The organism is Amycolatopsis sp. VS8301801F10 (genome assembly GCF_046195355.1).
GTDB lineage: Bacteria > Actinomycetota > Actinomycetes > Mycobacteriales > Pseudonocardiaceae > Amycolatopsis.
The window spans coordinates 5,221,138-5,246,354 of sequence record NZ_CP176065.1 but is presented as its reverse complement, the minus strand read 5'-3'; the positions used below and the strand labels follow the sequence as shown (position 1 = coordinate 5,246,354).

The window sequence follows — 25,217 nt, the reverse complement described above, 5'->3', positions numbered from 1 at the left end:
CGGAACCGGCCCGCCCGCCCCGCGCTAGGCTGCGCGGCGTGCCGAACCTCCGCGATGACCACTGGACCGCCCCGGTGGCGGGCGCCTCGCTGGACGCCGCGGTGCGCGTCCCCGGATCGAAGTCCATCACCAACCGGGCCTACGTGCTCGCCGCGCTCGCGAGCGCGCCCACGCGGGTGCGCCGTCCGCTCGATTCGCGCGACACCCGGCTAATGCTGGCCGCGCTCGCCTCGCTGGGCGCGCTGTCCGAAGAGACCATCGACGGCTTCCTCGTCCACCCGCTCGGCACCATCGGCGGACGCGGCGACGAAACGACCGTGACCCTCGGCAATGCCGGTACCGTCGCCCGGTTCACGCCCGCGCTCGCCACGCTCGGCGACGCGTCGGTGCTGTTCGACGGCGACGAGGCGATCCGCCGCCGCCCGATCGGCCCGCTGCTGGCCGCGCTGCGCGAGCTCGGCGCGCGGATCGACGACGGGGGCCGCGACGCGCCGCCGTTCACCGTGCACGGCACCGGCGGCCTGCGCGGCGGCCGGGTGGACCTCGATTCGTCGGCCTCCAGCCAGTTCCTGTCCGCGCTGCTGCTCGCCGGCCCGGCGTTCGAGCGGGGCGTGACGGTGCGGCTGGTCGGCGGCGCCCCGCCGAGCGAACCGCACATCGCGATGACGCTCGACATGCTGCGCCGGTTCGGGGCGACGGTGGACCGTTCGGGCCCGGAATTCCACGTGGAGCCCGCCAAACTCTCCTGCCCCGAGTACGTCGTGGAGCCGGATCTGTCCACCGCGGCCCCGTTCGTGGCCGCCGCGGTGGTCGGCGGCGGCACGGTCCGGGTGCACGGCTGGCCGAAGCAGACCACGCAGCCGGGCGACTGGCTGCGCGGCCTGGTGACCGAACTGGGCGCGAAGGCGACGCTGGACGACGACGGCCTGGTCGTCACCGGCGGCGGCGCGTTCCCCGGCATCGACCTCGACCTGCACGAGGTCGGCGAGCTGACCCCGGTCATCGCGGCGATGCTGTGCTTCGCCGACGGCCCGTCGAGCATCACCGGCGTCGCGCACCTGCGCGGTCACGAGACCGACCGGCTCACCGCGCTGGCCACCGAACTGTCCGGCCTCGGCGCGAACGTCGCCGAACTCGAGGACGGCCTGGAAATCACCCCCGCCCCCATGCACGGCGGCGTGTTCCACACCTACGAGGACCACCGGCTGGTGATGGCCGCGGCGGTGCTGGGCCTGCGCGTGCCCGGCGTGCTGGTCGAGAACCCGGAGACCGTCGGCAAGACGTTCCCGAAGTTCGTCGAGACGTGGAGCGACGCGGTCAGCTGAGCAACCGGCGGATCTCCTCCGCCACCACACCGGGTTCGGTGACCGGAACCAGATGCCCGGACTTCTCCGCGATCCGGTGCCGTCCGCCCGGCGAAACCCGTTGTGCGTGCGCGGCATTCGCCTCCGCGCGCACGGCGGCGTTCATCCCGTCCCCGGTGCGGCCGCCGGACACCACGGCGACCGGATAGTCGCCTTGCGCGGGCGGATTCGCCCGCCAGGTCGCCAGCTCGTCGAGGAAGGTGCGCGCCTGTTCGGTCTGGGTGCGCAGCACTTGCGGCGTAAAGCCTTCGCGCACCAGATCGCGCCGGACGTCCTCGGGAGCCGCCCGAACCATGGGGCGGTACAAGAACTTCAGCAATCCGGCCGCGGCGAGGATCCGGCCGGCAAGCAGAAGTTTCCGTTCGGCGGCGCGGAATCGGGGCGAGAACAGCACTTCCGCCGCTTCGTCGGTCGGATCGACCAGCACCAGGCCCGCCAGCTTCGCCGAGGTCCGCGAGGCGGCGAGCCGCACGATCGGTCCCCCGGCGCTGTGCCCGACGAGCACGTACGGCCCCGGCCCGAAATGGCTCAGCACGTCGACGAGATCATCGGCCATCCGGTCCAGCGTCCGCCCGGAGGGATCCGGCGCGCTGCGCCCGAGCCCGGACCGGTCGTACACGACGGCCCGCGCGAACTCGCCGACCAGCGGCTGCACCAGCCCCCACGACGACCGGCCCGCGCCCGCCCCCGCCTCGAACACCACGGTCGGCGCGCTCTCCGGACCGGGCAGCACCATCGCGTACAGCCGTCGTCCGTCCCTTGTGGACACCCACTCCGGCTCGCCCTGCACGTGCGCCACCAGCGACCCCCCTCGCGCGAGTCAGGGTCACCTTACCGGAGATCAGCCCGCCGGGCGCTCGCCCCGCTCGCCCTCCCCGAACAGGTCGCGCAGCGTCACCTCGCGGTTGACCCGGACGTGCTCGGCGGCGTACTCGCGCGCCCGCTCCACGTCGCCGGACCCGATGGCGTCCACCAGCCGGCGATGCTCGTCCAGCAGTTCGTCCCAGTGCTCGTTCTGGCTGGTCAGCCACCGCAGCTGGCCTTCGAGCGGATGCAGCATCGTGGTCAGCAGCCGGTTGCCCGCGATGGCGACGATCTCGTCGTGCAGCCTGCTGTTGACCTCCGAGATCCGCGCGCCGTCGCCGCTCGGGGTGACCCGCGCGGATTCGGCGAGCAACCGCTCCAGCCGCCGCATCTCCGGCTTCCCGGCCCGCTCCGCGGCGCGCGCGGCGGCGAGGCTCTCCAGCGCCTCCCGGACGTCGAACAGCTCCTCGACGTCCACCCGCGCCAGCTGCCGCACCACGACCCGCCGCGGCGAGGGCACGACCACGAATCCCTCGGCCTCGAGGCTGCGGATCGCCTCGCGCACCGGCACCCGCGAAACCCCGAGGTCCTCGGCCAATTCGCGTTCGACCAGCCGGTCCCCCGGCTTCAGCCGCCCGGTCAGGATCCGCTCCCGCAGCTCGTCGAGCACCCGGGCGCGCGTCGCCGCGAGCGGCTGCCGCTCTTGGATGGCGCCCACCTGACCCCCTCTGACCGACACCGGACGCTCGCGAGTTTATCGGGAAGAGGGTTGACGCAGCGGCCGAGCGGGGAGATAGTGAGGATCCCCAGTTTGGGATACCAAAGCTGCCGGCACGTCGACCGGAGGTCAGCGATGACGCCCGTCCCGTCCACCGCGACCAGCGCGAACGTCCAGACCGAACCCGACCCCCGGCTGTGGAACGAGGACCTCGCCCCCGCCCGGGAACGGCGCTGGAAGGTCTACGACATCTTCGCGCTCTGGATGTCGGACGTGCACAACCTCGGCAACTACACCTTCGCCGCCGGCCTGTTCGTGCTCGGCCTCTCGGCCTGGCAGGTGTTCACCGCGCTGCTGTTCGGGTTCGTGGTCATCTTCTTCGGGATGAACCTGATGGGCCGGATCGGGCAGCGCACCGGCGTCCCGTTCCCGGTGGTCGCGCGGATCAGCTTCGGCACGTTCGGCGCGAACCTCCCCGCGCTGATCCGCGCGGTGATCGCGATCTTCTGGTACGGCATCCAGACCTATCTCGCGAGCGTCGCCATCACGCTGCTCGTGCTGGCGATCGACCCCGGCCTGAAACCGTTGACCCAGCACAGTTTCCTCGGCCTGCACGCGCTCGGCTGGATGTGCTTCGTGGCGCTGTGGCTGGTGCAGGCGCTCGTGCTGACCCGCGGCATGGAGGCCGTGCGGAAGTTCCAGGACTGGTGCGGCCCGCTGATCTGGGTCGTGATGATCGCGCTCGCGGTCTGGATTCTCGCCGCGAGCCACTGGCGCCTTTCGTTCACCAGCAGCCCGCGGCAGCTGTCCGGCGGCGAGCAGGTGCGGCAGTGGTTCGGCGCGGCCGGGCTGATCCTGTCCACCTACGGCACGCTGATGCTCAACTTCTGCGATTTCTCCCGCAACGCCCCGGACCAGAAAACGGTGCGGCGCGGCAACTTCTGGGGCCTTCCGGTGAACTCGACGGCGTTCGCGCTGCTGTCGGTGATCGTCACCGCGGGCAGCCTGCAGGTGTTCGGCGAGGCGATCACCGACCCGGCCGAGCTGCTCGCCCGCGTGCACAACACGCCGGTGCTGATCGTCGGCGCGCTCACCTTCGCCATCGCCACCATGGGCGTCAACATCGTCGCGAACTTCGTCTCCCCCGCCTACGACCTGGCCAACATCTGGCCCAAGCGGATCTCGTTCACCGTCGGCGGGATGATCAGCGCCGTCGCCGCGCTGTGCGTGCTGCCGTGGAAGCTGTACTCGTCGCCGGTGGTGGTCAACTACTTCCTCGGCGGGCTCGGCGCGTTCCTCGGGCCGCTGTTCGGGATCATGATCGTCGACTACTACCTGATCCGCCGCGGCGAGGTCGACGTCGAGCAGCTGTTCGTGCGAGACGGCAAGTACCCCAAGGTGAATCCGCGCGCGATGGCGGCCTTCTTCCCGTGCGCGGTGCTCTCCGCGGTGATCGCGCTGGTGCCGTTCTTCGCGCCGGCCGCGCCGTACTCCTGGTTCCTCGGCACCGCCAGCGCCGGATTGCTTTACTACGCCGTTTCGCACCGCCAGCGGAGGGCTTGATGCGGATCCTCGTCACCAACTGCAACACCACCGAGGCCATGACGAAGGAGATCGAGGCCGGTGCGCGCGCGGCGGCCAGCCCCGGCACCGAAATCCTTGCGCTGACGCCGAAGTGGGGCCCGGAATCGGCCGAGGGCTGGCTGGACAGCTTCCTGTCCGCCGCGGCCGTGCTGGACTTGTTGCGCACCACCGAGGAACCGTTCGACGCGGTCGTCCTCGCCGGGTTCGGCGAGCACGGCCGCGAGGGCGCACGGGAACTGCTGGACGTGCCGGTCGTCGACATCACCGAGGCCGCGGCGCATCTCGCCGGGCTGCTCGGCCGCCGGTACGGCGTGGTGACGACGCTGGACCGCACCTGCGGCCTGATCGAGGACAGTCTGCATTCGGCGGGCGTGGACCGGAACTGCGTCGCGGTCGTCGGCACCGGGCTGAGCGTGCTGGAGCTGCGCGACGAGGAACGCACGGAATCCGCCCTGCTCGCCGCGGGATTGCGGGCGCGCGACGCCGGGGCCGAGGTGCTCGTGCTCGGCTGCGCCGGGATGACCGGGCTGGACCGCAAGATGTCGGCGATGCTCGACGTGCCGGTGGTCGACGGCGTCGCGGCGGCGGTCCGGCTCGCGGAATCCCTGGTGGCGCTGGGATTGCGCACCAGCCGCGCCGGGTCCTACGCCCGGCCGCTCGAGAAACACCGCGCCTGGCCCGGGGAATGACCGCTTGCCCCTCCCGGACGTTTGCCGCTCAGGACCGCACCGGCACCCGGGCGCGTCCGGTCAGCGCCTTGCTCCACGGCAGCCGCCGCAGCACCTCGACGATGCCGAAGGTCAGCGCCACCGTCGCCGGGTAGGCCACCAGCGTCGTCCACGGCGCGCCGTAGCGGTCGCCGACGAAGACGAACAGCGGGTCCAGCAGCGCGATCGCGATCGGGTGGGTCAGGAACACCGCGAACGACCGGTTCACCGCCCAGGACACGAACCGCCCGCCGCGCTGCCTGCTCTCCGCCCAGCGCGCGCCCGCCAGGTAGATCCCGGCGATCACCGCGACGAACCACGGGATCAGGTACGGGCGGAAGGCGTCCGACGCCATCTCCGGCCACTCTCCGAAGTGGACACTCACGAAATAGCCGGTCTCCGCGATCGCGAGCCCGCCGGCCATCGCCAGCAGGACCCAGCGCGCGTGCGTGCGCAGCCAGGCGTGCACCGCCTCGAAGTGCACCGCCGCCGCGGTGCCGAGCAGCATGTAGAACTGGTACACGACGAAGGTCGCGAAGAACTTGCTGACGAAGCCGTAGCCCAGCGCGGCGGGCGGGTAGCTCATGAAGGCCGCGACCGCCGCCTGGAGCGCGCCGGAGACCGCGAGCACGGTCCACGGACGGCGGCGGATCAGGTCGAACAGCTTGGCCAGCAGCGGGAACAGCAGGTACACCTGCAGCGTCACCAGCATGAAATACATGTGGTACCAGGCGTTCCCGGTGAGCAGGTCGAGCCCGAGCGTGCGCAGCTGCGCGCCGGCCGAGCCGAACGGCTGGTCCGAGGCGAGCACCGAATAACCCCGGTAGATCACCGTCCACACCACGTACGGCACCGCGACCAGGGGGAACCGCCTGCGCCAGAACTTCCCGGCGTTGAGCGGCCGGTCGCGGTACTGGAACGCGAGCACGAACGCGGTCAGCGCGAAGAACGCTTCGCGGGTCAGGTGCAGCGGGGTCTGGATCGCGTCGGCGACGACGTCCTGCGGGAAGGTCGTGGAGCCGATCACGTGGATGAGGATGACCAGGGCGAACGTGACGACCCGGTACAAATCGAGCTGACGCAGGTGCGGCGATCTGGCGGGCGCCGGCTCGTCGGAACGGACGAGCGGGATCTCGGTAGTGGTCATCGTTCGGCCGTGCTCCCGGGGTCGTTGGCGCTCATGGTGCCAGGCTCTCGTGCGCAGCTGTGAACCACCCATGATCTTCCTGAGACGCGCCTGATGCCGCGCGAGCCGGATGTCGGGTCAGCCACACCCGTACGGGTGAACCGGAGCCGCTCGGCGGTCCGGACCACTCGCCCCGCGTGGAACAGGCCGTTCGTCGGGCCTTTCCGGACACTCCACCACAAAACGCCCAGCCCTGGAAATTGGTCTAGTCCATAGTATTGACTCCGGCTGTGCCCTGGTTCACATTCGGAAGCGGGCCGGCCCCGCTCCTGCAGTGATCACCCGATGTCCGACGCTCGCCGCGCATTCCGGTGCGGCGGGCGGACTTCGCTTGTGCGAGGGAGAAACGCTTATGCCCCACCGGACCTTGAGACCGCTGGCCGTGGCCTGCGCCGCCGCGGCCGCCGTGGTCGTGGCCGGTCTCACCATCCTGGCCCGGCCCGCCCCGGCCACCGCGACGCCCGCGCCCTCCTCGGGAGGCCTGCGCATCGCCTACTTCGACCAATGGAGCATCTACCAGAACGCCTACTACCTCAAGAACGTCGACAAGATCGCCGACAACATCGACTACCTGCTCTACGACTTCGAAAACATCGAGCCGAACAACCTCACCTGCTTCGAGACGACCAAGGCGACCACCCCCGACCCGGGCGGCGAGGACGACCCGAACGCGGGCGACGGCGCGGGCGACCAGTTCGCCGACTACCAGAAGTCGTTCGGCTCGGACATCAGCGTCGACGGCACCGCCGACACCTACAACATGCCGATCGTCGGCAACTTCCACCAGCTGCAGGAACTCAAGGCCCGCCACCCGAACCTGAAGGTGCTGCTGTCGCTCGGCGGCTGGACGTACTCGAAGTACTTCTCCGACGCCGCGGCCACCGACACCTCGCGCAAGAAGTTCGTCAGCTCCTGCATCGACATGTTCATCAAGGGCAACATCCCGGCCGCGGGCGGCTTCGGCGGCCCCGGCACCGCCGCGAACATCTTCGACGGGTTCGACATCGACTGGGAGTACCCGGCGCATCCCGGCGGCCACAAGGGCAACCACTACAGCCCCGACGACACGAAGAACTTCACCGCGCTGCTCGCCGAGTTCCGCAGCGAACTCGACGCGCTGGGCAAGCACTACGCGCTCTCGGCCGCCCTGCCCGGCGGCCAGGACAAGATCGCGAAGATCGAGACCGACAAGATCCACCAGTACATGGACTTCGCGGACCCGATGACCTACGACATGCACGGCGCGTGGGACAAGACCGGCCCGACGAACTTCCAGGACCCGCTCTACCCCTCGCCGAACGACCCGTCGCCGACCATCCCGCCGGGCACCGAGAAATACACCATCGACCAGGTGATGAAGGCGTACACGCAAGGCGATCCGGCGTACGGCATCCCCGGCGGGTTCCCGGCGGCGAAGCTGACGCTGGGCATCCCGTTCTACTACCGGGGCTGGACCGGCGTCCCGGCCGGCTCGAACCACGGGCTGTACCAGACGGCGACCGGCCCGTCCGCTCCGCATCCGCTGAGCGGCAACGTGCCCGGCGTCGCGATGTACAAGGAACTCTCCGGCGTGGTCGACAACCCGGCGACCACGTTCTGGGACCCGACAACGCAATCCGCGTGGTTCTACGACGGGACGAGCTTCTACGGCGGTTCGTCCAAGCAGTCGATCAAGGCGCGCACCGATTACATCCATTGCAACGGCCTCGGCGGCGCGATGATGTTCTCGCTGTACGACCTCGATCCCGAGTCGACGCTGTTCCACGCGGTCGTGGACGGGCTCGCCGCGCCGACGGAGGGCTGCTCCGGCCCGCCGCCGACCACCTCGACGACGCCCACCACGCCCACCAAGCCGACCACCCCCACGACCCCGACCACGCCGACGACTCCGACCACGCCCACCACTTCCACGACTCCGCCCAGCCAGTGCACGGCGGCGGCCTGGGATTCGGGCAAGGTCTACAACGGCGGCGCGGTCGTGTCGTACAACAACCACACGTGGACGGCGAAGTGGTGGACGCAGGGCGAGCAGCCCGGCACCTCGGACGTCTGGGCGGACAACGGAGCCTGCACCGGCGGCGGCGGTCCGACGACCGCGTGCCCGGCGGCGTGGAGCACCTCCCAGTCCTACAACGCCGGCGCGGTGGTGTCCTACAACGGCCACCGCTGGTCCGCCAAGTGGTGGACGCGAGGCGAAACGCCCGGCAGCGCAGCGGTCTGGGCGGACAACGGCGCCTGCTGACCCCGCGGCAGGCGCGTGAATAACGGCGGCGGCACCGGAATTCCTCCCCCGAAGGGATCCGGTGCCGCCGCTGACTGCTGTGCAAGAGCCGTCCTCGCGACAGGCGCACGAAGCTGGGCGGGCACTCCCGCCCTCGCGGCACGCGCGCAAAGCTGGGCGAGGGCCGTCCCGCCCTCGCGACAGGCGCACTAAGCCGGGCGAGAGCCGTCCCGTCCCCGATGCAGGCGCACAAAGCTGGGCGGGGCACTCCCGGCCCTCGCGACACGCGCACCAAGCCGGGCGAGACCCGTCCCGTCCCCGACGCAGGCGCACAAGTCGGCGGCAGCACCGGTTTTCCTCGCCCACGAAGGAAACCCGGCGCCGCCGCCGGCTGTGGTGCGGGAGGCGGAAAGTCTCTCGTTCAGTTCCCCGAAGCGGCCACGCCCGGCGCGATCGCCTGCGCGTTGCCCGCGATCCCGTACCGGCCCGAACCGCCGTTGAGCTGTTCCTGCAAGGCCAGGATCGCCGCCACGCGGCCGGCCGCCGAATCCGCGTTGTCCACAGTGGACAGGATCGACGTCGCCGACGTGTCCGCGCGCACGACCCCGATCGGGCCGGTGCCTTCCGCGGAGCCCGGGTCCCCGGCGAGCACCGTGCCCGCGCCGGAGCGGTCCATCTGCGCGGCGAACCGCGCGATCGTCGCGGCCCGGTCGCCCGCGCCGTCGCCGGTCTGCTGGGCTCCGGTCAGCACGATCGCCAGCTGCGCGGGCTGCACGCCCTGGCTCGGCTTCACGAAACCGCCGTCGGTCAGCCCGCCCAGCGCGGCGGCGAGTTCGTCGCCGCTCGACTGCGGTTTCGCGCTCGCCTTGTCCAGCAGCAGCACCGAACCGAGCAGCGCGCCGGCGAGCGTGCCGGAGTCGCCCGCGGTCGGGAACTTCGCCCCGGCAGGCTGCAGCCGCGTGACGACGTCGCGCAGCTGGTCGGCTTTCGCCGGGTCGGTGAACGCGTTCGTCAGCTGCAGTTCGCCGGTCACCGAGGCGCCGGCCTGGCCGACGAGCTTCTTGAGCGCGTCGCGGTCGGCCGGGCGCGCGTCCTGCGTGGTGACGATGACGACGCTGCGCTTGTCGAGCGCGCCCGCGACGACCTTCGGGCCCATCGTGCCGGCGAAGGCGTCCGCGTCGGACAGCCGCGCCTTGAGGTTGTTGCGCTGCGCCTCGAGGTCGGCGACCTGCGTGCCGAGGTCTTTCTTCTGGTCCGCGAGCCCGGACAGCAGCGAACCGTTGAGCGCGGTCGAGCCCAGCACCACGCCGACGGCCAGCGCCAGGAAGCACGCGGTGATGGAAACGATGTGGTACCGCAGGGAAATCACGTGAAGAGACCCTTCACCCAGGCGACGAACGTGGACCAGGCGTGCTGGATCCACTCGAGATAGACGGAGCCGACGTCGGACACCAGCAGCGCGGCGATGACGACGACGATGGCGGCGAGCACCAGCAGCGCGACCGCGCCGAGCGACACCCGGGCGCGGTGCAGCGTCGCGACGGCCTTGCCGTCGACCAGCTTCGTGCCGAGCTTGAGCCGCGTGAGGAACGTGGACGGATTCGACCCGGACCGGCCGTGGTCGAGGAATTCCCGCAGCGTGGCCTGGAACCCGACGGTGACCACCAGGCTCGCGCCGTGCGCGTCGGCCAGCAGCAGCGCGAGGTCCTCGGCGTTGCCGGACGCGGGGAAGGTGACCGCGCCGATGCCCAGGTCCTGGATCCGCTCGACGCCCGGCGCGTGCCCGTCCGGCTGCGCGGGGACGACGACCTCGCCGCCGCTGCGCAGCGTCGCGGTGCCGATCCCGGTCGGGTCGCCGACCATCACGTCCGGCTGGTAGCCCTGCGCGCGCAGGGTGTCCGCGCCGGCGTCGACGCCGATCAGCACCGGCCGGTGCTCGCCGATGTACTTCTTGAGCTTCTTGAGGTCCTCGGCGTGCCCGGTCCCCGCGGCGACGACCAGCACGTGCCGGTCGCGCACCGGGACCTTCAGCTCCGGCACGCCGACGCCGTCGAGGATCAGCGTCCGCTCGCGGCGCAGGAACTCGATCGTGTTGGCGGAGAAGGCTTCCAGCTGGGTCGACATCCCGGCCTTGGCCTCGATCATCTGGTCGGCGACGCTTTCGGCGGTCTGCTCGACCCCGGTCGCCAGCTGCCGCTCCCCCAGGTACACCGCGCCCTCGTGCACGCGCAGCTTCGTGCCGTCCTTGACGGTGCGCAGCAGGTCCCCGCCGACGGAGTCGACCAGCGGGATGCCCGCCGCCACCAGGATTTCCGGGCCGAGGTTGGGGAACCGGCCGGAAATCGACGGCGACGCGTTGACCACCGCGGCGACCTCGGCGGCGACGAGCGCGTCGGCCGTGGCGCGGTCGAGGTCGAGCTGGTCCAGCACGACGATGTCGCCGGCGCTGACCCGGCGCAGCAGCTCCCGCGTGCGCCGGTCGACCCGCGCGACACCGATGACGCCGGGGAGGGCTTCTTGGTTCCGCGCGAGAAGACCAGTGAGCTTCATGTGGCTGATGGTGACAAATTTGTGCCTTGGTGCGGAGCCGACGCGCCGAAGCGGACATGACTCGTTGTGGTGAGCCAGGTCGCGCGCCGTGCCGGGCCGGGGTTAACTGTGCGGTCCGTCCGCCTCGAAATCGAGGTTGGACCAGGGGCTCGCGGGATCGGTCAGCAGCCGGTGGCGGACCCGCGCGGCCGAGGCGTACTCCGGCCCGAATTCCTCGCGGTCGAGCGCGAGCAGCCTGCCGAGCACGTATCCGGTGGACAGGTCCGCCCACGAATCGTGGTAGCGGCGGGCGATCGCGCCGGCCTCCAGCACCATCAGCTCCGCGGTGAGCGGGTCGCAGTAGCCGACCGCCAGTCCCCAGCGCGCCAGCTCGACCGCGCGGGCGACGTCCCAGCCGATGATGCTGTCCACCACGCCGTCCGGCGCGAGCAGGCCGTCGGCGCGGAACCGCTGTTCGTACCGGACGATCCGGCGCACCGCGTCCACGAGCGGCCCGGCCTGGTCCTCGGCGTCGTTGTCCGCGCACCACTGCCGGACCAGCTCGACCCAGCCGTAGACGTCCAGCGCCAATCCGCTGCGGGCGCGCAGCACGAGCACGAGGTTCCCGGTGGTGAGCTGGTAGGAATCGCCGAGCAGCCGGTCCATCGCGGCCCGCCAGCCCGCCGCGTCCGCGACGCCCCACCAGTCGCGCAGGCCGCGGACCTCGGCGACGTAGTCGTGGTAGCGCGCGTCGAGGACGTTCCACGGTTCGGCCGACAGCACCGCCTGGTGCGCGCCGCAGGCGAGCGCGTGCGCGACCGGACCGTCGAGAACCCCGTACCGCGCCGTGTAAAGCCGCTCGACCTGCTGTTCCACCGCGGTGACCCGGTGCGGGTTCGCGTCGACCCAGGGCAGCACGGCCGCCGCGCTCACCCGCCATTCGCCGAGCGTGCCGCGGTTGAACACGACCTGCTCGCCGGGCCCGAGGCCGTGCGTGGCCCAGTCGAGATCGCCGCTGAGGAACACCACGTCCGCGCCGAAATCCGGCAGCGCGCCGCGGGTGAACACCTGCAGCGAGGCCTCGCCGCCGTGCGCGCAGCAGACTTTCGCGGGCGACCAGGTCCGCTCCTGCGCGAGCCGCTGCGCCTCGTCCCGGTGGATCGGCACGAACAGCTCCTCGTCGCCGAGGAGCGCGAGGAAGCGGTCGAGATCGTCCTCCCGCCGCGCGCGGGCGAGTTCGGCTTCGACGTCGGCCAGCGTGGCCCAGGTCATGGGATCCGCCTCAGCCCTTCTTCGTGCGCTTGCGCTTCGGAGCCGCGTACTTCGCTTTGTCTTTCTCCGCGGCGGCAAGCAGTTCTTCGGCGTGCGCGCGGCCGGTTTCGGTGCCGTCCATGCCGGCGAGCATCCGGGCCAGCTCGCGCACCCGGTCGTCCTGGCCGAGCGTTTTCACGCCGCTGCGCGTGACGCCGCCGCTGGTTCCCTTGTCCACCACCAGATGCTGGTCGGCGAACGCGGCGACCTGCGGCAGGTGCGTGACCACCAGGACCTGGTGCGTGCGCGCGAGCCGGGCCAGCCGCCGGCCGATCTCCACCGCGGCCCGGCCGCCGACCCCTGCGTCCACCTCGTCGAACACCAGCGTCTGCACGGTGTCCGCGTGCGCCAGCACGACCTCGATCGCCAGCATCACGCGCGACAGCTCACCGCCCGAGGCGGCCTTGTGCACGGGAAGCGGCGGCGCGCCGTTGTGCGCCCGCAGCAGCAGTTCCACTTCGTCGACGCCGTCCGGGCCCGCGTGCACCGCGTGGCCGTCGATCGCGAGCGCCTGCCGGTCGCCGTGTTCGGCCGGCCGCTGTTCGACGGTGATCTCCAGCTCCGCCTGGCCCATCGCGAGCCCGGACAGTTCCTTGGTGATCGCCGTGGCCAGTTCCGCGGCCGCTTTGCCGCGCGCGGCGGAAACCTCGGTGGCGTGCGCGACCAGCTCCACGGCCAGCTCGTCGCGGCGCAAGGCCAGCGCCGCTAGTGCTTCTTCGGAGGTGTCCATCGATTCGAGCCGGCGCCGCGCGTCCTCGGCCCACGCCAGCACGCCGTCGACGTCCGCGGCGTACTTGCGGGTGAGCCGTTTGAGATCGGCCTGGCGCGCGAGCACCTTCTCCAGCAGCGCCGGGTCGGCGTCCAGGTTCTCGACGTAGCCGCCCAGCTCCGCGCCGACGTCGCTGAGCAGCGTGGAGGCTTCCTCCAGCCGCGGCACGAGGTCGCGCAGCACGGAGTCCTCCGCCGAAACCAGCCGCCGCACCGCCTCGCCGACCAGGCCGAGCGCGCCCGGGGCGTCCGGATCGCCGTCCTGCGCGCCGGACACCGCCGCGTGCGCCTCGGTGGCCATCGCGCGGAGCTCGTCGACCGCGGCGAGCCGCTTGATCTGCTCGGTGAGCTCGACGTCCTCGCCCGGTTCGGGCGCGACCGCGTCGATTTCGTTCAGCCCGTGTTTCAGCAGGTCCGCCTGCTGCGCCATCTCGCGGGAGCGGTTGGAGCGCTCGCTCAGCTCGGTGAGCACGGCCAGCCATTCCTCGCGGACCCGGCGGTACTCCGCGAGCGGCCTGCCCACCGCGTCGCCGGCGAACCGGTCGATCACCGCGCGCTGCTCGGCCGGGCGCAGCAGCCGCAGCTGGTCGTTCTGCCCGTGCACGGCGATCACCTGCTCGGACAGCTCGGACAGCACCCCGACCGGCACCGACCGGCCGCCCAGGTGCGCCCGCGAGCGCCCGTCGGCCGCGACCGTGCGCAGCGCGATGACGCTGCCGTCCTCGTCGACGTCGGCCCCCGCGTCGGTGACGATGCGGGCGGCCGCGTCGTCCTTGCCCACGGTGAACCGGCCCTCGACGAATGCCTTCAGCATCCCGTTCCGGACCTTCGACGCCTCGGCCCGCCCGCCCGAAAGCAGATGCAGCCCGGTGACGACCATGGTTTTGCCCGCACCCGTCTCACCGGTGACCACGGTGAAGCCCGCGTGCAGTTCCAGCAGGGCTTCCTCGATGACTCCGAGGCCCTGGATGCGCATCTCGGCCAGCACGACGCATACGGTAGCGGCCCGCACCGACGTTCTGCGCGTCCGAGGTCCGCTAACTCTTCTTTTCGCTGGTCGAACACTTGTGCGGGCGCGTCGCGCTCAGCGGTCTCCCGCGCGCCGGTCGCGCCAGCTGCGCACCGGCAGGCCGAACTTGTACACCAGCCGGTCGGTGAACACGCCGTCCCACAGCCGCACCAGCCGCACCGGCTGCTTGCCGCACACCACGCGCACCAGCGCGCCCGGCGGCAGGTCGAACGACCGCAGCCCGTCGCAGGTCAGCGCCGCTTTCGGGCCGGTCGGGTCGATGCCGACGGTGATCACCGACTCGGGCGAGACGACCAGCGGGCGGGAGAACATCGCGTGCGCGTTGCTCGGCACCACGAGCAGCGCCTCGACGTCCGGCCACAGCACCGGGCCGCCGGCGGAGAAGGCGTACGCGGTGGAGCCGGTCGGCGTCGCGCACAGCACGCCGTCGCAGCCGAAGGACGACACCGGGCGGCCGTCGACCTCGATCAGCGCGTCGAGCACCCGCTCGCGGCTGAACTTCTCGACGCTGGCCTCGTTGAGCGCCCAGGTCCGGTAGATCTCCGCGCCGTCCGCGGCGACCGTGACGTCGACGGTCATCCGCTCTTCGACGTGGTACTCGCGGTCGACCACGCGCTGCACGGCGTCGGCGAGGGCGTCCGAATCCGCCTCGGCGAGGAAGCCGACGCGGCCGAGGTTCACGCCGAGCACCGGCACCTCCGCCGGACGGGCGAGTTCCGCCGCGCGCAGCAGGGTCCCGTCGCCGCCGAGCACGAACACGAGTTCGGCTCCCTCGGCCGGATTGTGCTCGGGCGCGACCACGGTGCACGGCATGCCCATGCAGCCGTCCGGGTCGATCAGCCGCAGAACGTCCTCGTCGAGCACGCGCAGCCGGATCCCGGCCTTGGCGAACCGCTGGGACACCTCGCGGGCGGCCTCCCGGGTGGTGTCCCGGTCGGGGTGCACCACGAGGAGCACTTCACGTTCGGCGGTCACTGGGGTCCTTCCTGGACTGCGGCGCGCACGAGCCGTTCGGCGTCCTCGCTGCCCGCGTCTTCCGGCTCCGTTTTGCGGAGCCACACGAAGTATTCGACGTTCCCGGACGGGCCGGGCAACGGGCTCGCGACGACCCCGCGCAGCGCCAAGCCGAGCTTCGCGGCCTCGGCGAGCACGCCCAGCACGGATGCGACGCGCAGTTCCGGATCGCGCACCACGCCGCCGCTGCCGAGCCGGTCCTTGCCGACCTCGAACTGCGGTTTGACCATCGGCACGAGGTCCGCGCCGTCGCGCGCGCACGCGGCGAGCGCGGGCAGCACGAGCTTGAGCGAGATGAAGGAAAGGTCGCCGACGACGAGGTCCACCTGGCCGCCGAGGACGTCCGGCGTCAGGTTGCGGACGTTCGTCCGGTCGAGGACGACGACGCGGTCGTCGGTCCGCAGCTTCCAGTCGAGCAGCCCGCGCCCGACGTCGGCGGCGATGACCCGGTCCGCGCCGTTGCGCAGCAGCACGTCGGTGAACCCGCCGGTGGACGCGCCCGCGTCGAGACAGCGGCGGCCTTCGACGGCCAGCCCCTCGGGACCGAAACGCTCAAGCGCGCCAAGGAGTTTGTGCGCGCCGCGCGACGCCCAGCCCGGGTCGTCCTCGTCCTTCACGACGATCGGCGCGTCGTTTTCCACGCCGGTGGCGGGTTTCGTGGCGACCATGCCGCGCACGGTGACCTTGCCGCCGGTGATCAGCGCGGAGGCTTGTTCGCGGGAGCGGGCGAGTCCGCGCCGCACGAGTTCCGCGTCGAGCCTGGCCCGTTTGGCCACGCCGGTCAGACCTTGTCGATGCTGGACAGGGCCACGGTCAGCTCGGTGTGCACGGCCTCGAACCGGTCCACGTGCTCGGCGGGCGGCAGCGTGTCGAGGTCGTCGAGCCCGGCGACGGCCTCGTCGATGCCCGCCCGCGGGTCAGTCTGCTGCGGGCCGGGTCCGGGGATCGGCGGGGGTCCGGGAACCGGCCGCGGAACGTTCGGGTGCACAGCCCCAAACTACCAGTCAGGCCAGCCCGAGCCCGGCTACCGCCGCCGCGGCCGCGTCGCCGTCCGCGCGCACCTGCGAGACTCCCGTGCGCCACGCCGAATCGCACAGCGCCCGCAGCAGGTCGAGCTCGTCCCCTTCGCCGCGGACGGTCAGCACGTCGCTTTCGCTGATCTCCCAGCCGGTTCGCTTGCCGACGCGCAATTCGTCCACCGGCTGCGCGAGCGCGGTGAGGTCGTGGCCGAGATGAGTCGGCCGTTCCGCCGGAATCGCGGCGAGCAGCGTCGCCGGAGTCGCGATGCCGGTGAGGACGCACAACGAGTCGAGCCCGGCCGCGACCGCGCCCGCGATGTCGGTGTCGAGCCGGTCCCCGACCACCAGCGGCCGCTTCGCTTCCGCGGATCGCGCGGCCGTCTCGAACAGCAACGGCTGCGGTTTCCCGGCGACCACCGGCTCGGCTCCGGTAGCGATCTTGAGCGCCCCGACCATCGACCCGTTGCCCGGCATCAGGCCGCGCTCGGTGGGCAGCGTGGAGTCGGTGTTCGTGGCGACCCACAGCCCGCCGGCCCGGATCACGATGCTCGCCTCGGCGAGGTCCGCCCATCCGGTTTCCGGCGAATGTCCTTGCACCACCGCGGAAACGTCGTCGCCCGCGGTCCGCACCGGCTCCAGTCCCGCCGCGGAGACCTGGTCGCCGAGCGACGCGGTGCCGACGACGAGCACCTTCGCGCCGGCGGGCAGCCGGTCCTTGAGGAGCGCGGCTGCCGCCTGAGCGCTCGTGTGCACCTCTTCGGTGTCCGCGGTGATGCCGAGGTCCCGGAGGTGCTCCGCGACCGCGGACGGGGCCTTGGACGCGTTGTTGGTCACGAACCGGACCGCCGTGCCCTGCTCGCGCACGGCGGCCACGGTTTCCGCGGCGCCCTCGATCACCTGCGGCCCGTGGTAGACGGTGCCGTCGAGATCGAAGAGCAACGCGTCGTAGGCCACGTCAGTCGTCCGTCTCGCTGGGCTCGTTCGCCTCGTTCGCGTTCGCCTCGTTCGCCAGGTCGGCGGCCCGCTCGGCCGCGTCGGTCTCGTCCTCGGCGTCGGCCTCGGCGGCGTTGAGGAACCACTGCACGGCCTCTTCCTTGCGCCCGGCAGCCTCGAGGTTGTCGGCGTAGGCGTAGAACAGGCGCGCGCTCCACGGGTCGCGCTTGCCCGCCTGGAGGTCCGGCCCCTGCAGGGAAACGACCGCCGCGTCCAGCTGCCCGAGGTCGCGCCGCGCACCGGCCGCGACGATCGCCAGCTCGACCTGGGTCGACTTGGTGAGCCGCTCCTTGTCGGTCTCCTTGGCGAGGTCCAGGGCGCGCTCCGGACGGCCGAGCGCGCGCTCGGCGTCCGCGATGATCGCGATGTGCTCGTCGCTGCGCGTCATCCGCCGGACGGCCCGCAGCTCGGACAGCGCTTCCTGCCAGTTGCCCGCGTGGTACGCGACGAGCCCGAGCCCCTCCCGGACGATCGGCACCCGCGACGCCTTGGTCTTCGCGTACCGAGCGTGCTCGAGCGCGGCCTCCGGGTCGCTGTCGACGAGCCCGCCCGCGGCGACCAGATGCTTCCCGACGGTCTCCGCGAGCCCCTTCGGCAGGGTCCGCAGCTCCCGGCGGACTTCCTCGTCGAGGTCGGAGAACTCGATGTCCTCGGGCAGCTCGGGCGCTTCGAGCAACTCGCGGGCAAGGGCCGCGTCCTGCTCCTCGAGGGTCACCGGCCGCTTGGCACGGGGCCGGTCGTCCCTGCGGTCGCGCCGGTCACCGCGATCTCCACGGCTGTCCCTGCTGTCCCTGCTGCCCCGGTTGTCGCGGCTGTCCCGGTCTCCGCGACTGGGGCGATCGCCTCGGCCGCCACGGTCTTCCCGCTCCTCGCGGTCGCCGCGGCCCTCGCGCTCGCCACGGTCGGGCGAACCGTCCGCGGCACGCTGTTCCTGGCCCTCAGCGGCCTCGTCCCGCGCTCCCGCGCCCGACTCGACCTCAACGGCGCTCGCAGTCACCTCTTCGACCGCGGACTCCTCGCTCGCCGCCGACGAAGTCTCCTCGACCTCGTCGCGCTGCTGCCGGAGGTTCTCGTCCTGACGGTCCTTCCGGAACCCGCCGGAACGCTCGTCCCGCCGCTCGCCGCCAGACCGGTCATCCCGACGGAACCCGCCGGAGCGATCGCCCCGGTAGCCGCCTTCGTCACGACGCTCGTTGCGGAATCCACCAGACCGCTCGTCCCGCCGGTCCCCGCGGTGACCGCCTTCATCGCGACGGTCATTGCGGAACCCACCCGAACGGTCGTCCCGCCGGTCCCCCCGGTAGCCGCCTTCATCGCGACGGTCATTGCGGAATCCACCAGACCGCTCGTCCCGACGGTCCCCGCGGTAGCCGCCCTCGTCACGCCGCTCATTGCGGAACCCGCCCGAACGGTCATCCCGCCGGTCTCCGCGGTGACCACCTTCGTCACGCCGCTCATTGCGGAACCCGCCCGAACGGTCATCCCGCCGGTTGTCGCGGAACCCGCCGGACCGGTCGTCGCGCCGGTCCCCGCGGTGACCGCCTTCGTCACGACGCTCGTTTCGGAACCCGCCCGAACGGTCATCCCGCCGGTTGTCGCGGAACCCGCCCGATCGGTCGTCACGCCGGTCCCCGCGGTAACCGCCTTCGTCGCGACGGTCATTGCGGAATCCGCCCGGACGGTTGTCCCGCCGCTCGTCGCGGTCGTTGCGGAACCCGCGGTCGTCGCGCCGGTTCCCGCCGGAGCGGTCGTCCCGGAATCCGCCGGAACCCCGGTTCCCGCCGCGGAATCCGCCGTCGCGCGGGCCGCGGTCGTCCCGGTTTCCGCTGGGCTTGCCGCCGCGGTCGTCCCGGTAGCCGCCGCGGGTGTCGCGGCGGTCGTTGTCGCGGAATCCGCCGGATCCGCGCCGATCGTCGCGGAAACCGCCGCCCTGGGAGTCCTTGCCGCGGTATCCGCCCGGACCGCGCCGGTCGTCGTTGTCGTTCCAGCGCCCGCCGGACCGTTCCCCGTAGGAGGACTTGCCCTGCGGCCGTCCGCCGCGGTCGCCGTAGGAGGATTTTCCTTCCGGACGGTCCCCGTACGACTTGCCGCCCGGACGCCCGGACCGGTCGCCGTAAGAAGGTTTGCCGCCGCGGTCGCCGTAAGAGGACCGGCCTTCCGAACGGTCGCCGTAGGACGAACGCCCCTCGGGACGCCCGGAGCGGTCCCCGTAGGACTTGCCGCCGGGTCCGCCGGAACGCTCGCCGTACGACTTGCCTTGCGGCCGGTCGAAGTCGCGCTTGCCGCGCGGGCGGAAGTCGCGGTCGTCGTCGCGTTTCCCGGCGTATCCGCGGTTCTCGCGGGGCCCGTCGCCGCGGCCGGGGCGGCCGGCGAAACCGCCGGATCCGCGGGCGCCGCGGTCGTCCCGCCGGGGCCGGCCCTGGTGGCTGTCCCTCCCGCCGCGGTCCTGCCGCGCGCCGCGCCGGTCTCCCCGGGGCGCGTCGGACCGTCCGCCGCGGGAGTCCTGGTCGCGGCGAGCCGACCGACCGGACCCCTCATCCGCTGAGTCTCGTCGACCGAACTCGGACACCTGGCCTCCTGCCATAGACAACTGTGGAATTCTGAAGCAGGCCCTCGCACGAGGGCCGATTGACTATCCTACGGGCCCGTTCGGAGCAACCTCGCGCGGGCGGACCTCAGCGGTCCCCGCGCGCGGCTTCGAACGGATGCGAACATGAGTCTGGGCCCCGGGAGAACCAGCGAGGGTTCTCGGACCGGGGCCCAGACTGTCACGTTAAGTTCGGCGGTGTCCTACTCTCCCACAACCCTTCGGTTGCAGTACCATCGGCGCAGTCAGGCTTAGCTTCCGGGTTCGGAATGGGACCGGGCGTTTCCCTGACGCTAAAACCACCGAAACACTCCGAAACAACACACACCCCCCACATGGTGGGGCCGGTGTGGTGTTTCAGAACCGTAGAGTGGATGCGCAACATCTTCGTAGGCAAGTCCTCGGCCTATTAGTACCAGTCAACTCGACAACACATTACTGTGCTTCCATTTCTGGCCTATCAACCCAATCGTCTCTTGGGGGCCTTAACCCGCAAAGGGGTGGGATACCTCATCTTGGAACAGGCTTCCCGCTTAGATGCCTTCAGCGGTTATCCCTTCCGAACATAGCCAACCAGCCATGCCACTGGCGTGACAACTGGCACACCAGAGGTCCGTCCGTCCCGGTCCTCTCGTACTAGGGACAGCCTTCCTCAAGTATCCTGCGCGCGCGGCGGATAGGGACCGAACTGTCTCACGACGTTCTAAACCCAGCTCGCGTGCCGCTTTAATGGGCGAACAGCCCAACCCTTGGGACCTACTCCGGCCCCAGGATGCGACGAGCCGACATCGAGGTGCCAAACCATGCCGTCGATATGGACTCTTGGGCAAGATCAGCCTGTTATCCCCGGGGTACCTTTTATCCGTTGAGCGACACCCCTTCCACCAGGAGGTGCCGGATCACTAGTCCCGACTTTCGTCCCTGCTCGACATGTCTGTCTCACAGTCAAGCTCCCTTGTGCACTTGCACTCGACACCTGATTGCCAACCAGGCTGAGGGAACCTTTGGGCGCCTCCGTTACCCTTTAGGAGGCAACCGCCCCAGTTAAACTACCCATCAGGCACTGTCCCTGAACCAGATCATGGTCCGAGGTTCAGATTCCCAATCCGACCAGAGTGGTATTTCAACAACGACTCCACGATGACTAGCGTCACCGCTTCACAGTCTCCCACCTATCCTACACAAGCCGAACCGAAAACCAATACCAAACTATAGTAAAGGTCCCGGGGTCTTTCCGTCCTGCCGCGCGTAACGAGCATCTTTACTCGTAATGCAATTTCGCCGGGCCTGTGGTCGAGACAGCCGGAAAGTCGTTACGCCATTCGTGCAGGTCGGAACTTACCCGACAAGGAATTTCGCTACCTTAGGATGGTTATAGTTACCACCGCCGTTTACTGGCGCTTAAATTCTCAGCTTCACCCACAAAGTGAGTTAACCGGTCCTCTTAACGTTCCAGCACCGGGCAGGCGTCAGTCCATATACATCGTCTTGCGACTTCGCATGGACCTGTGTTTTTAGTAAACAGTCGCTTTCCGCTGGTCTCTGCGGCCAACCACCCCTCCGTCCGCACGGGACTTCAAGGTGTTTGGCCCCCCTTCTCCCGAAGTTACGGGGGCATTTTGCCGAGTTCCTTAACCACAGTTCACCCGATCGCCTTGGTATTCTCTACCTGACCACCTGTGTTGGTTTGGGGTACGGGCCGTGCATGCACTCACTAGAGGCTTTTCTCGACAGCATAGGATCACCCACTTCGCCTCAAACGGCTACGCATCACGTCTCAGCCTATATGCCATGCGGATTTGCCTACATGACGGCCTACACGCTTACACCAGGACAACCATCGCCTGGCGGAGCTACCTTCCTGCGTCACCCCATCGCTTGACTACTACGGAATCAGGTCCCACGCTCCACACACGAACTCCGTCCGAAGACATCGTCCGCGGCTTCGGGTGGTTAGTGTCAACCGCCTCGCCATGGGCGCACATGCTCGGGTACGGGAATATCAACCCGTTGTCCATCGACTACGCCTGTCGGCCTCGCCTTAGGTCCCGACTTACCCTGGGCGGATTAGCCTGGCCCAGGAACCCTTGGTCATCCGGCGGCAGAGTTTCTCACTCTGCATTCGCTACTCATGCCTGCATTCTCACTCCCGCACCCTCCACGACTCGCTTCCGCGGCCGCTTCCCTGGATGCAGGACGCTCCCCTACCCATCAACACGACTGGACGCCCGCCTCAAGGACGAACGTCGATCTAATGTGTCAATGACACAGCTTCGGCGGTGTGCTTAAGCCCCGCTACATTGTCGGCGCAGGACCACTTGACCAGTGAGCTATTACGCACTCTTTCAAGGGTGGCTGCTTCTAAGCCAACCTCCTGGTTGTCTGGGCAATCCCACATCCTTTCCCACTGAGCACACACTTAGGGGCCTTAGCTGGTGTTCTGGGCTGTTTCCCTCTCGACGACGAAGCTTATCCCCCGCCGTCTCACTGCCGCGCTCTCACTAACCGGTATTCGGAGTTTGGTTGATTTCGGTAACCCGGTAAGGCCCCTAGACCATCCAGTAGCTCTACCCCCGGCAAGAAACACGCGACGCTGCACCTAAATGCATTTCGGGGAGAACCAGCTATCACGGAGTTTGATTGGCCTTTCACCCCTACCCACAGCTCATCCCCTCAGTTTTCAACCTAAGTGGGTTCGGGCCTCCACGACGTCTTACCGTCGCTTCACCCTGGCCATGGGTAGATCACTCCGCTTCGGGTCTAGACCACGCGACTACATTCGCCCTATTCAGACTCGCTTTCGCTACGGCTACCCCACCCGGGTTAACCTCGCCACGCAGCACTAACTCGCAGGCTCATTCTTCAAAAGGCACGCCATCACCCGAAGGCTCTGACGGCTTGTAGGCACACGGTTTCAGGTACTCTTTCACTCCCCTCCCGGGGTACTTTTCATCTTTCCCTCACGGTACTCGTCCGCTATCGGTCTCCAGGAAGTATTTAGGCTTACCGGGTGGTCCCGGCAGATTCACAGCAAATTCCACGAGCTCGCTGCTACTCGGGAACACCACCAAGACCTACGACGACAGCTTTCGCGTACGGGGCTCTCACCCGCTCCGGCCGCCCGTCCCAAGGCGTTCCGCTAACCATCGCGTACATCCGGAGAAATGTCAGTCTCTCCAAGGTGGGTCCCACAACACCGCCTGCACAACGCCTGACAGCTTGACATGCAAACGGTTTAGCCTCTTCCGCTTTCGCTCGCCACTACTCACGGAATCACTTTTGTTTTCTCTTCCTGCGGGTACTGAGATGTTTCACTTCCCCGCGTTCCCTCCACACCGGCTATATATTCACCGGCGGGTAACACCACATCACTGGTGCTGGGTTTCCCCATTCGGAAATCCTCGGATCACAGCTCGGTTGACAGCTCCCCGAGGCATATCGCAGCCTCCCACGTCCTTCATCGGCTCCTGAAGCCAAGACATCCACCATGTGCCCTTAACAACTTGACCACAAAGATGCTCGCATCCACTCTACAGTTCTCAAACACCACACCAGAAACAACGTGTGTTGCCTCAGGACCCAACAGTGCGCAGTGAACAACCTGATCCCCGGGCTCCGACCACGAGTTCCACGACCGCCGAAGCGAGTCAGTACTACCGCGGGCATCGCCCACCAGAACAAGCCTTAACCAGTAGTTCCACAATTCCTTGAGCAACCAGAGCAAAACCGCGTGCGGGTTTTGAACTCCGGCCACCCCATGCCCTTGGCCCGGGTATCCCGGGAGCATGGATGTGTTGTGCTCCTTAGAAAGGAGGTGATCCAGCCGCACCTTCCGGTACGGCTACCTTGTTACGACTTCGTCCCAATCGCCAGTCCCACCTTCGACCACTCCCTCCCTTGCGGGTTGGGCCATGGGCTTCGGGTGTTACCGACTTTCATGACGTGACGGGCGGTGTGTACAAGGCCCGGGAACGTATTCACCGCAGCGTTGCTGATCTGCGATTACTAGCGACTCCGACTTCACGCAGTCGAGTTGCAGACTGCGATCCGAACTGAGACCGGCTTTAAGGGATTCGCTCCACCTCGCGGTATCGCAGCCCTCTGTACCAGCCATTGTAGCATGTGTGAAGCCCTGGACATAAGGGGCATGATGACTTGACGTCATCCCCACCTTCCTCCGAGTTGACCCCGGCAGTCTCCCACGAGTCCCCGCCATGACGCGCTGGCAACGTAGGATAAGGGTTGCGCTCGTTGCGGGACTTAACCCAACATCTCACGACACGAGCTGACGACAGCCATGCACCACCTGTACACCAACCACAAGGGAAGCCCCATCTCTGGGGATGTCTGGCGCATGTCAAGCCCAGGTAAGGTTCTTCGCGTTGCATCGAATTAATCCACATGCTCCGCCGCTTGTGCGGGCCCCCGTCAATTCCTTTGAGTTTTAGCCTTGCGGCCGTACTCCCCAGGCGGGGCGCTTAATGCGTTAGCTACGGCACGGACAACGTGGAATGTCGCCCACACCTAGCGCCCAACGTTTACAGCGTGGACTACCAGGGTATCTAATCCTGTTCGCTCCCCACGCTTTCGCTCCTCAGCGTCAGTATCGGCCCAGAGACCCGCCTTCGCCACCGGTGTTCCTCCTGATATCTGCGCATTTCACCGCTACACCAGGAATTCCAGTCTCCCCTGCCGAACTCAAGTCTGCCCGTATCGACCGCACGCTCCACGTTAAGCGTGGAGATTTCACGGCCGACGCGACAAACCGCCTACGAGCTCTTTACGCCCAATAATTCCGGACAACGCTCGCACCCTACGTATTACCGCGGCTGCTGGCACGTAGTTAGCCGGTGCTTCTTATCCAGGTACCGTCACTCTCGCTTCGTCCCTGGCGAAAGAGGTTTACAACCCGAAGGCCGTCATCCCTCACGCGGCGTCGCTGCATCAGGCTTGCGCCCATTGTGCAATATTCCCCACTGCTGCCTCCCGTAGGAGTCTGGGCCGTGTCTCAGTCCCAGTGTGGCCGGTCACCCTCTCAGGCCGGCTACCCGTCGTCGCCTTGGTAGGCCATTACCCCACCAACAAGCTGATAGGCCGCGGGTTCATCCCATACCGCCGGAACTTTCCACCACCACAGATGCCTGCAGTGGTCGTATCCGGTATTAGACCCAGTTTCCCAGGCTTATCCCAGAGTACAGGGCAGATTACCCACGTGTTACTCACCCGTTCGCCACTCATCCCCGGCCGAAACCGGTTCAGCGTTCGACTTGCATGTGTTAAGCACGCCGCCAGCGTTCGTCCTGAGCCAGGATCAAACTCTCCAACAATGAACAGTTCGATCGAGACTACTCTCAATCACATTCTCAAAGGAAACCCCGACGA

16 protein-coding genes and 3 rRNA genes are annotated in these 25,217 nt (G+C 68.9%); 4 read left to right on the top strand and 15 right to left on the bottom strand.

Annotated features, from left to right (window positions below; all coding sequences use genetic code 11):
- Window positions 1-38: 38 nt before the first annotated feature.
- Window positions 39-1,325, top strand: coding sequence for a 3-phosphoshikimate 1-carboxyvinyltransferase (aroA, locus tag F9C11_RS24845; protein WP_409179756.1), 1,287 nt, complete (start codon window positions 39-41; stop codon window positions 1,323-1,325).
- Here aroA and F9C11_RS24840 read toward each other — a convergent pair.
- Both F9C11_RS24840 and F9C11_RS24835 read right to left on the bottom strand, forming a co-directional pair.
- Window positions 1,318-2,163 (bottom strand): alpha/beta fold hydrolase, encoded by an 846-nt coding sequence (locus tag F9C11_RS24840; RefSeq protein ID WP_409179755.1) that lies wholly within the window; start codon window positions 2,161-2,163, stop codon window positions 1,318-1,320. The genes aroA and F9C11_RS24840 overlap by 8 nt on opposite strands.
- A 42-nt stretch (window positions 2,164-2,205) precedes the next feature.
- Window positions 2,206-2,877 (bottom strand): GntR family transcriptional regulator, encoded by a 672-nt coding sequence (locus F9C11_RS24835; RefSeq protein WP_409186971.1) that lies wholly within the window; start codon window positions 2,875-2,877, stop codon window positions 2,206-2,208.
- Window positions 2,878-3,021: 144 nt separating this feature from the next.
- On the opposite strand from F9C11_RS24835, the gene F9C11_RS24830 reads away from it, so the two are divergent.
- Both F9C11_RS24830 and F9C11_RS24825 read left to right on the top strand, forming a co-directional pair.
- Window positions 3,022-4,449, top strand: coding sequence for an NCS1 family nucleobase:cation symporter-1 (locus tag F9C11_RS24830; protein WP_409179754.1), 1,428 nt, complete (start codon window positions 3,022-3,024; stop codon window positions 4,447-4,449).
- Window positions 4,449-5,159, top strand: coding sequence for an aspartate/glutamate racemase family protein (locus F9C11_RS24825; protein WP_409179753.1), 711 nt, complete (start codon window positions 4,449-4,451; stop codon window positions 5,157-5,159). Before F9C11_RS24830 ends, F9C11_RS24825 begins: the two co-directional genes overlap by 1 nt.
- 28 nt (window positions 5,160-5,187) lie before the next feature.
- On the opposite strand, the gene F9C11_RS24820 is transcribed toward F9C11_RS24825, so the two are convergent.
- Window positions 5,188-6,324 (bottom strand): acyltransferase, encoded by a 1,137-nt coding sequence (locus tag F9C11_RS24820; protein WP_409179752.1) that lies wholly within the window; start codon window positions 6,322-6,324, stop codon window positions 5,188-5,190.
- Window positions 6,325-6,715: 391 nt separating this feature from the next.
- On the opposite strand from F9C11_RS24820, the gene F9C11_RS24815 reads away from it, so the two are divergent.
- Window positions 6,716-8,605, top strand: coding sequence for a glycosyl hydrolase family 18 protein (locus F9C11_RS24815; protein WP_409179751.1), 1,890 nt, complete (start codon window positions 6,716-6,718; stop codon window positions 8,603-8,605).
- 400 nt (window positions 8,606-9,005) lie between these two features.
- On the opposite strand, the gene F9C11_RS24810 is transcribed toward F9C11_RS24815, so the two are convergent.
- The 12 genes from F9C11_RS24810 to F9C11_RS24755 all read right to left on the bottom strand — a co-directional run bounded on the left by F9C11_RS24810 (window position 9,006) and on the right by F9C11_RS24755 (window position 25,162).
- Window positions 9,006-9,953, bottom strand: a complete 948-nt coding sequence (locus F9C11_RS24810; protein WP_409179750.1) for a copper transporter — start codon at window positions 9,951-9,953, stop codon at window positions 9,006-9,008.
- Window positions 9,950-11,134 (bottom strand): putative cytokinetic ring protein SteA, encoded by a 1,185-nt coding sequence (gene steA, locus F9C11_RS24805; protein ID WP_409179749.1) that lies wholly within the window; start codon window positions 11,132-11,134, stop codon window positions 9,950-9,952. The genes F9C11_RS24810 and steA overlap by 4 nt, the downstream gene beginning before the upstream one ends.
- Window positions 11,135-11,236: 102 nt before the next feature.
- Window positions 11,237-12,385, bottom strand: coding sequence for a DUF1266 domain-containing protein (locus F9C11_RS24800; RefSeq protein ID WP_409179748.1), 1,149 nt, complete (start codon window positions 12,383-12,385; stop codon window positions 11,237-11,239).
- A gap of 10 nt (window positions 12,386-12,395) precedes the next feature.
- On the bottom strand, window positions 12,396-14,180 hold the full coding sequence (gene recN, locus F9C11_RS24795; RefSeq protein ID WP_409179747.1) for a DNA repair protein RecN: 1,785 nt from the start codon (window positions 14,178-14,180) through the stop codon (window positions 12,396-12,398).
- A 96-nt stretch (window positions 14,181-14,276) separates the two neighbouring features.
- On the bottom strand, window positions 14,277-15,197 hold the full coding sequence (locus F9C11_RS24790) for an NAD kinase (RefSeq protein WP_409179746.1): 921 nt from the start codon (window positions 15,195-15,197) through the stop codon (window positions 14,277-14,279).
- Entirely contained in the window at window positions 15,194-16,012 is an 819-nt protein-coding gene (locus F9C11_RS24785) for a TlyA family RNA methyltransferase (protein WP_409179745.1), read from the bottom strand. The genes F9C11_RS24790 and F9C11_RS24785 overlap by 4 nt, the downstream gene beginning before the upstream one ends.
- A gap of 5 nt (window positions 16,013-16,017) precedes the next feature.
- Window positions 16,018-16,224 (bottom strand): hypothetical protein, encoded by a 207-nt coding sequence (locus F9C11_RS24780; RefSeq protein WP_009079580.1) that lies wholly within the window; start codon window positions 16,222-16,224, stop codon window positions 16,018-16,020.
- A gap of 16 nt (window positions 16,225-16,240) precedes the next feature.
- Window positions 16,241-17,209, bottom strand: a complete 969-nt coding sequence (locus tag F9C11_RS24775; protein WP_409179744.1) for an HAD-IIA family hydrolase — start codon at window positions 17,207-17,209, stop codon at window positions 16,241-16,243.
- Window position 17,210: 1 nt separating this feature from the next.
- Window positions 17,211-19,817, bottom strand: a complete 2,607-nt coding sequence (locus F9C11_RS24770) for a hypothetical protein (RefSeq protein ID WP_409179743.1) — start codon at window positions 19,815-19,817, stop codon at window positions 17,211-17,213.
- Window positions 19,818-20,025: 208 nt separating this feature from the next.
- Window positions 20,026-20,142: ribosomal RNA gene (gene rrf / locus F9C11_RS24765) — 5S ribosomal RNA — on the bottom strand.
- Between the two features lie 82 nt (window positions 20,143-20,224).
- Window positions 20,225-23,344: ribosomal RNA gene (locus F9C11_RS24760) — 23S ribosomal RNA — on the bottom strand.
- A 298-nt stretch (window positions 23,345-23,642) separates the two neighbouring features.
- Window positions 23,643-25,162: ribosomal RNA gene (locus F9C11_RS24755) — 16S ribosomal RNA — on the bottom strand.
- Together the 16S, 23S and 5S rRNA genes form the textbook arrangement of a ribosomal RNA operon.
- Between the last annotated feature and the right edge of the window lie 55 nt (window positions 25,163-25,217).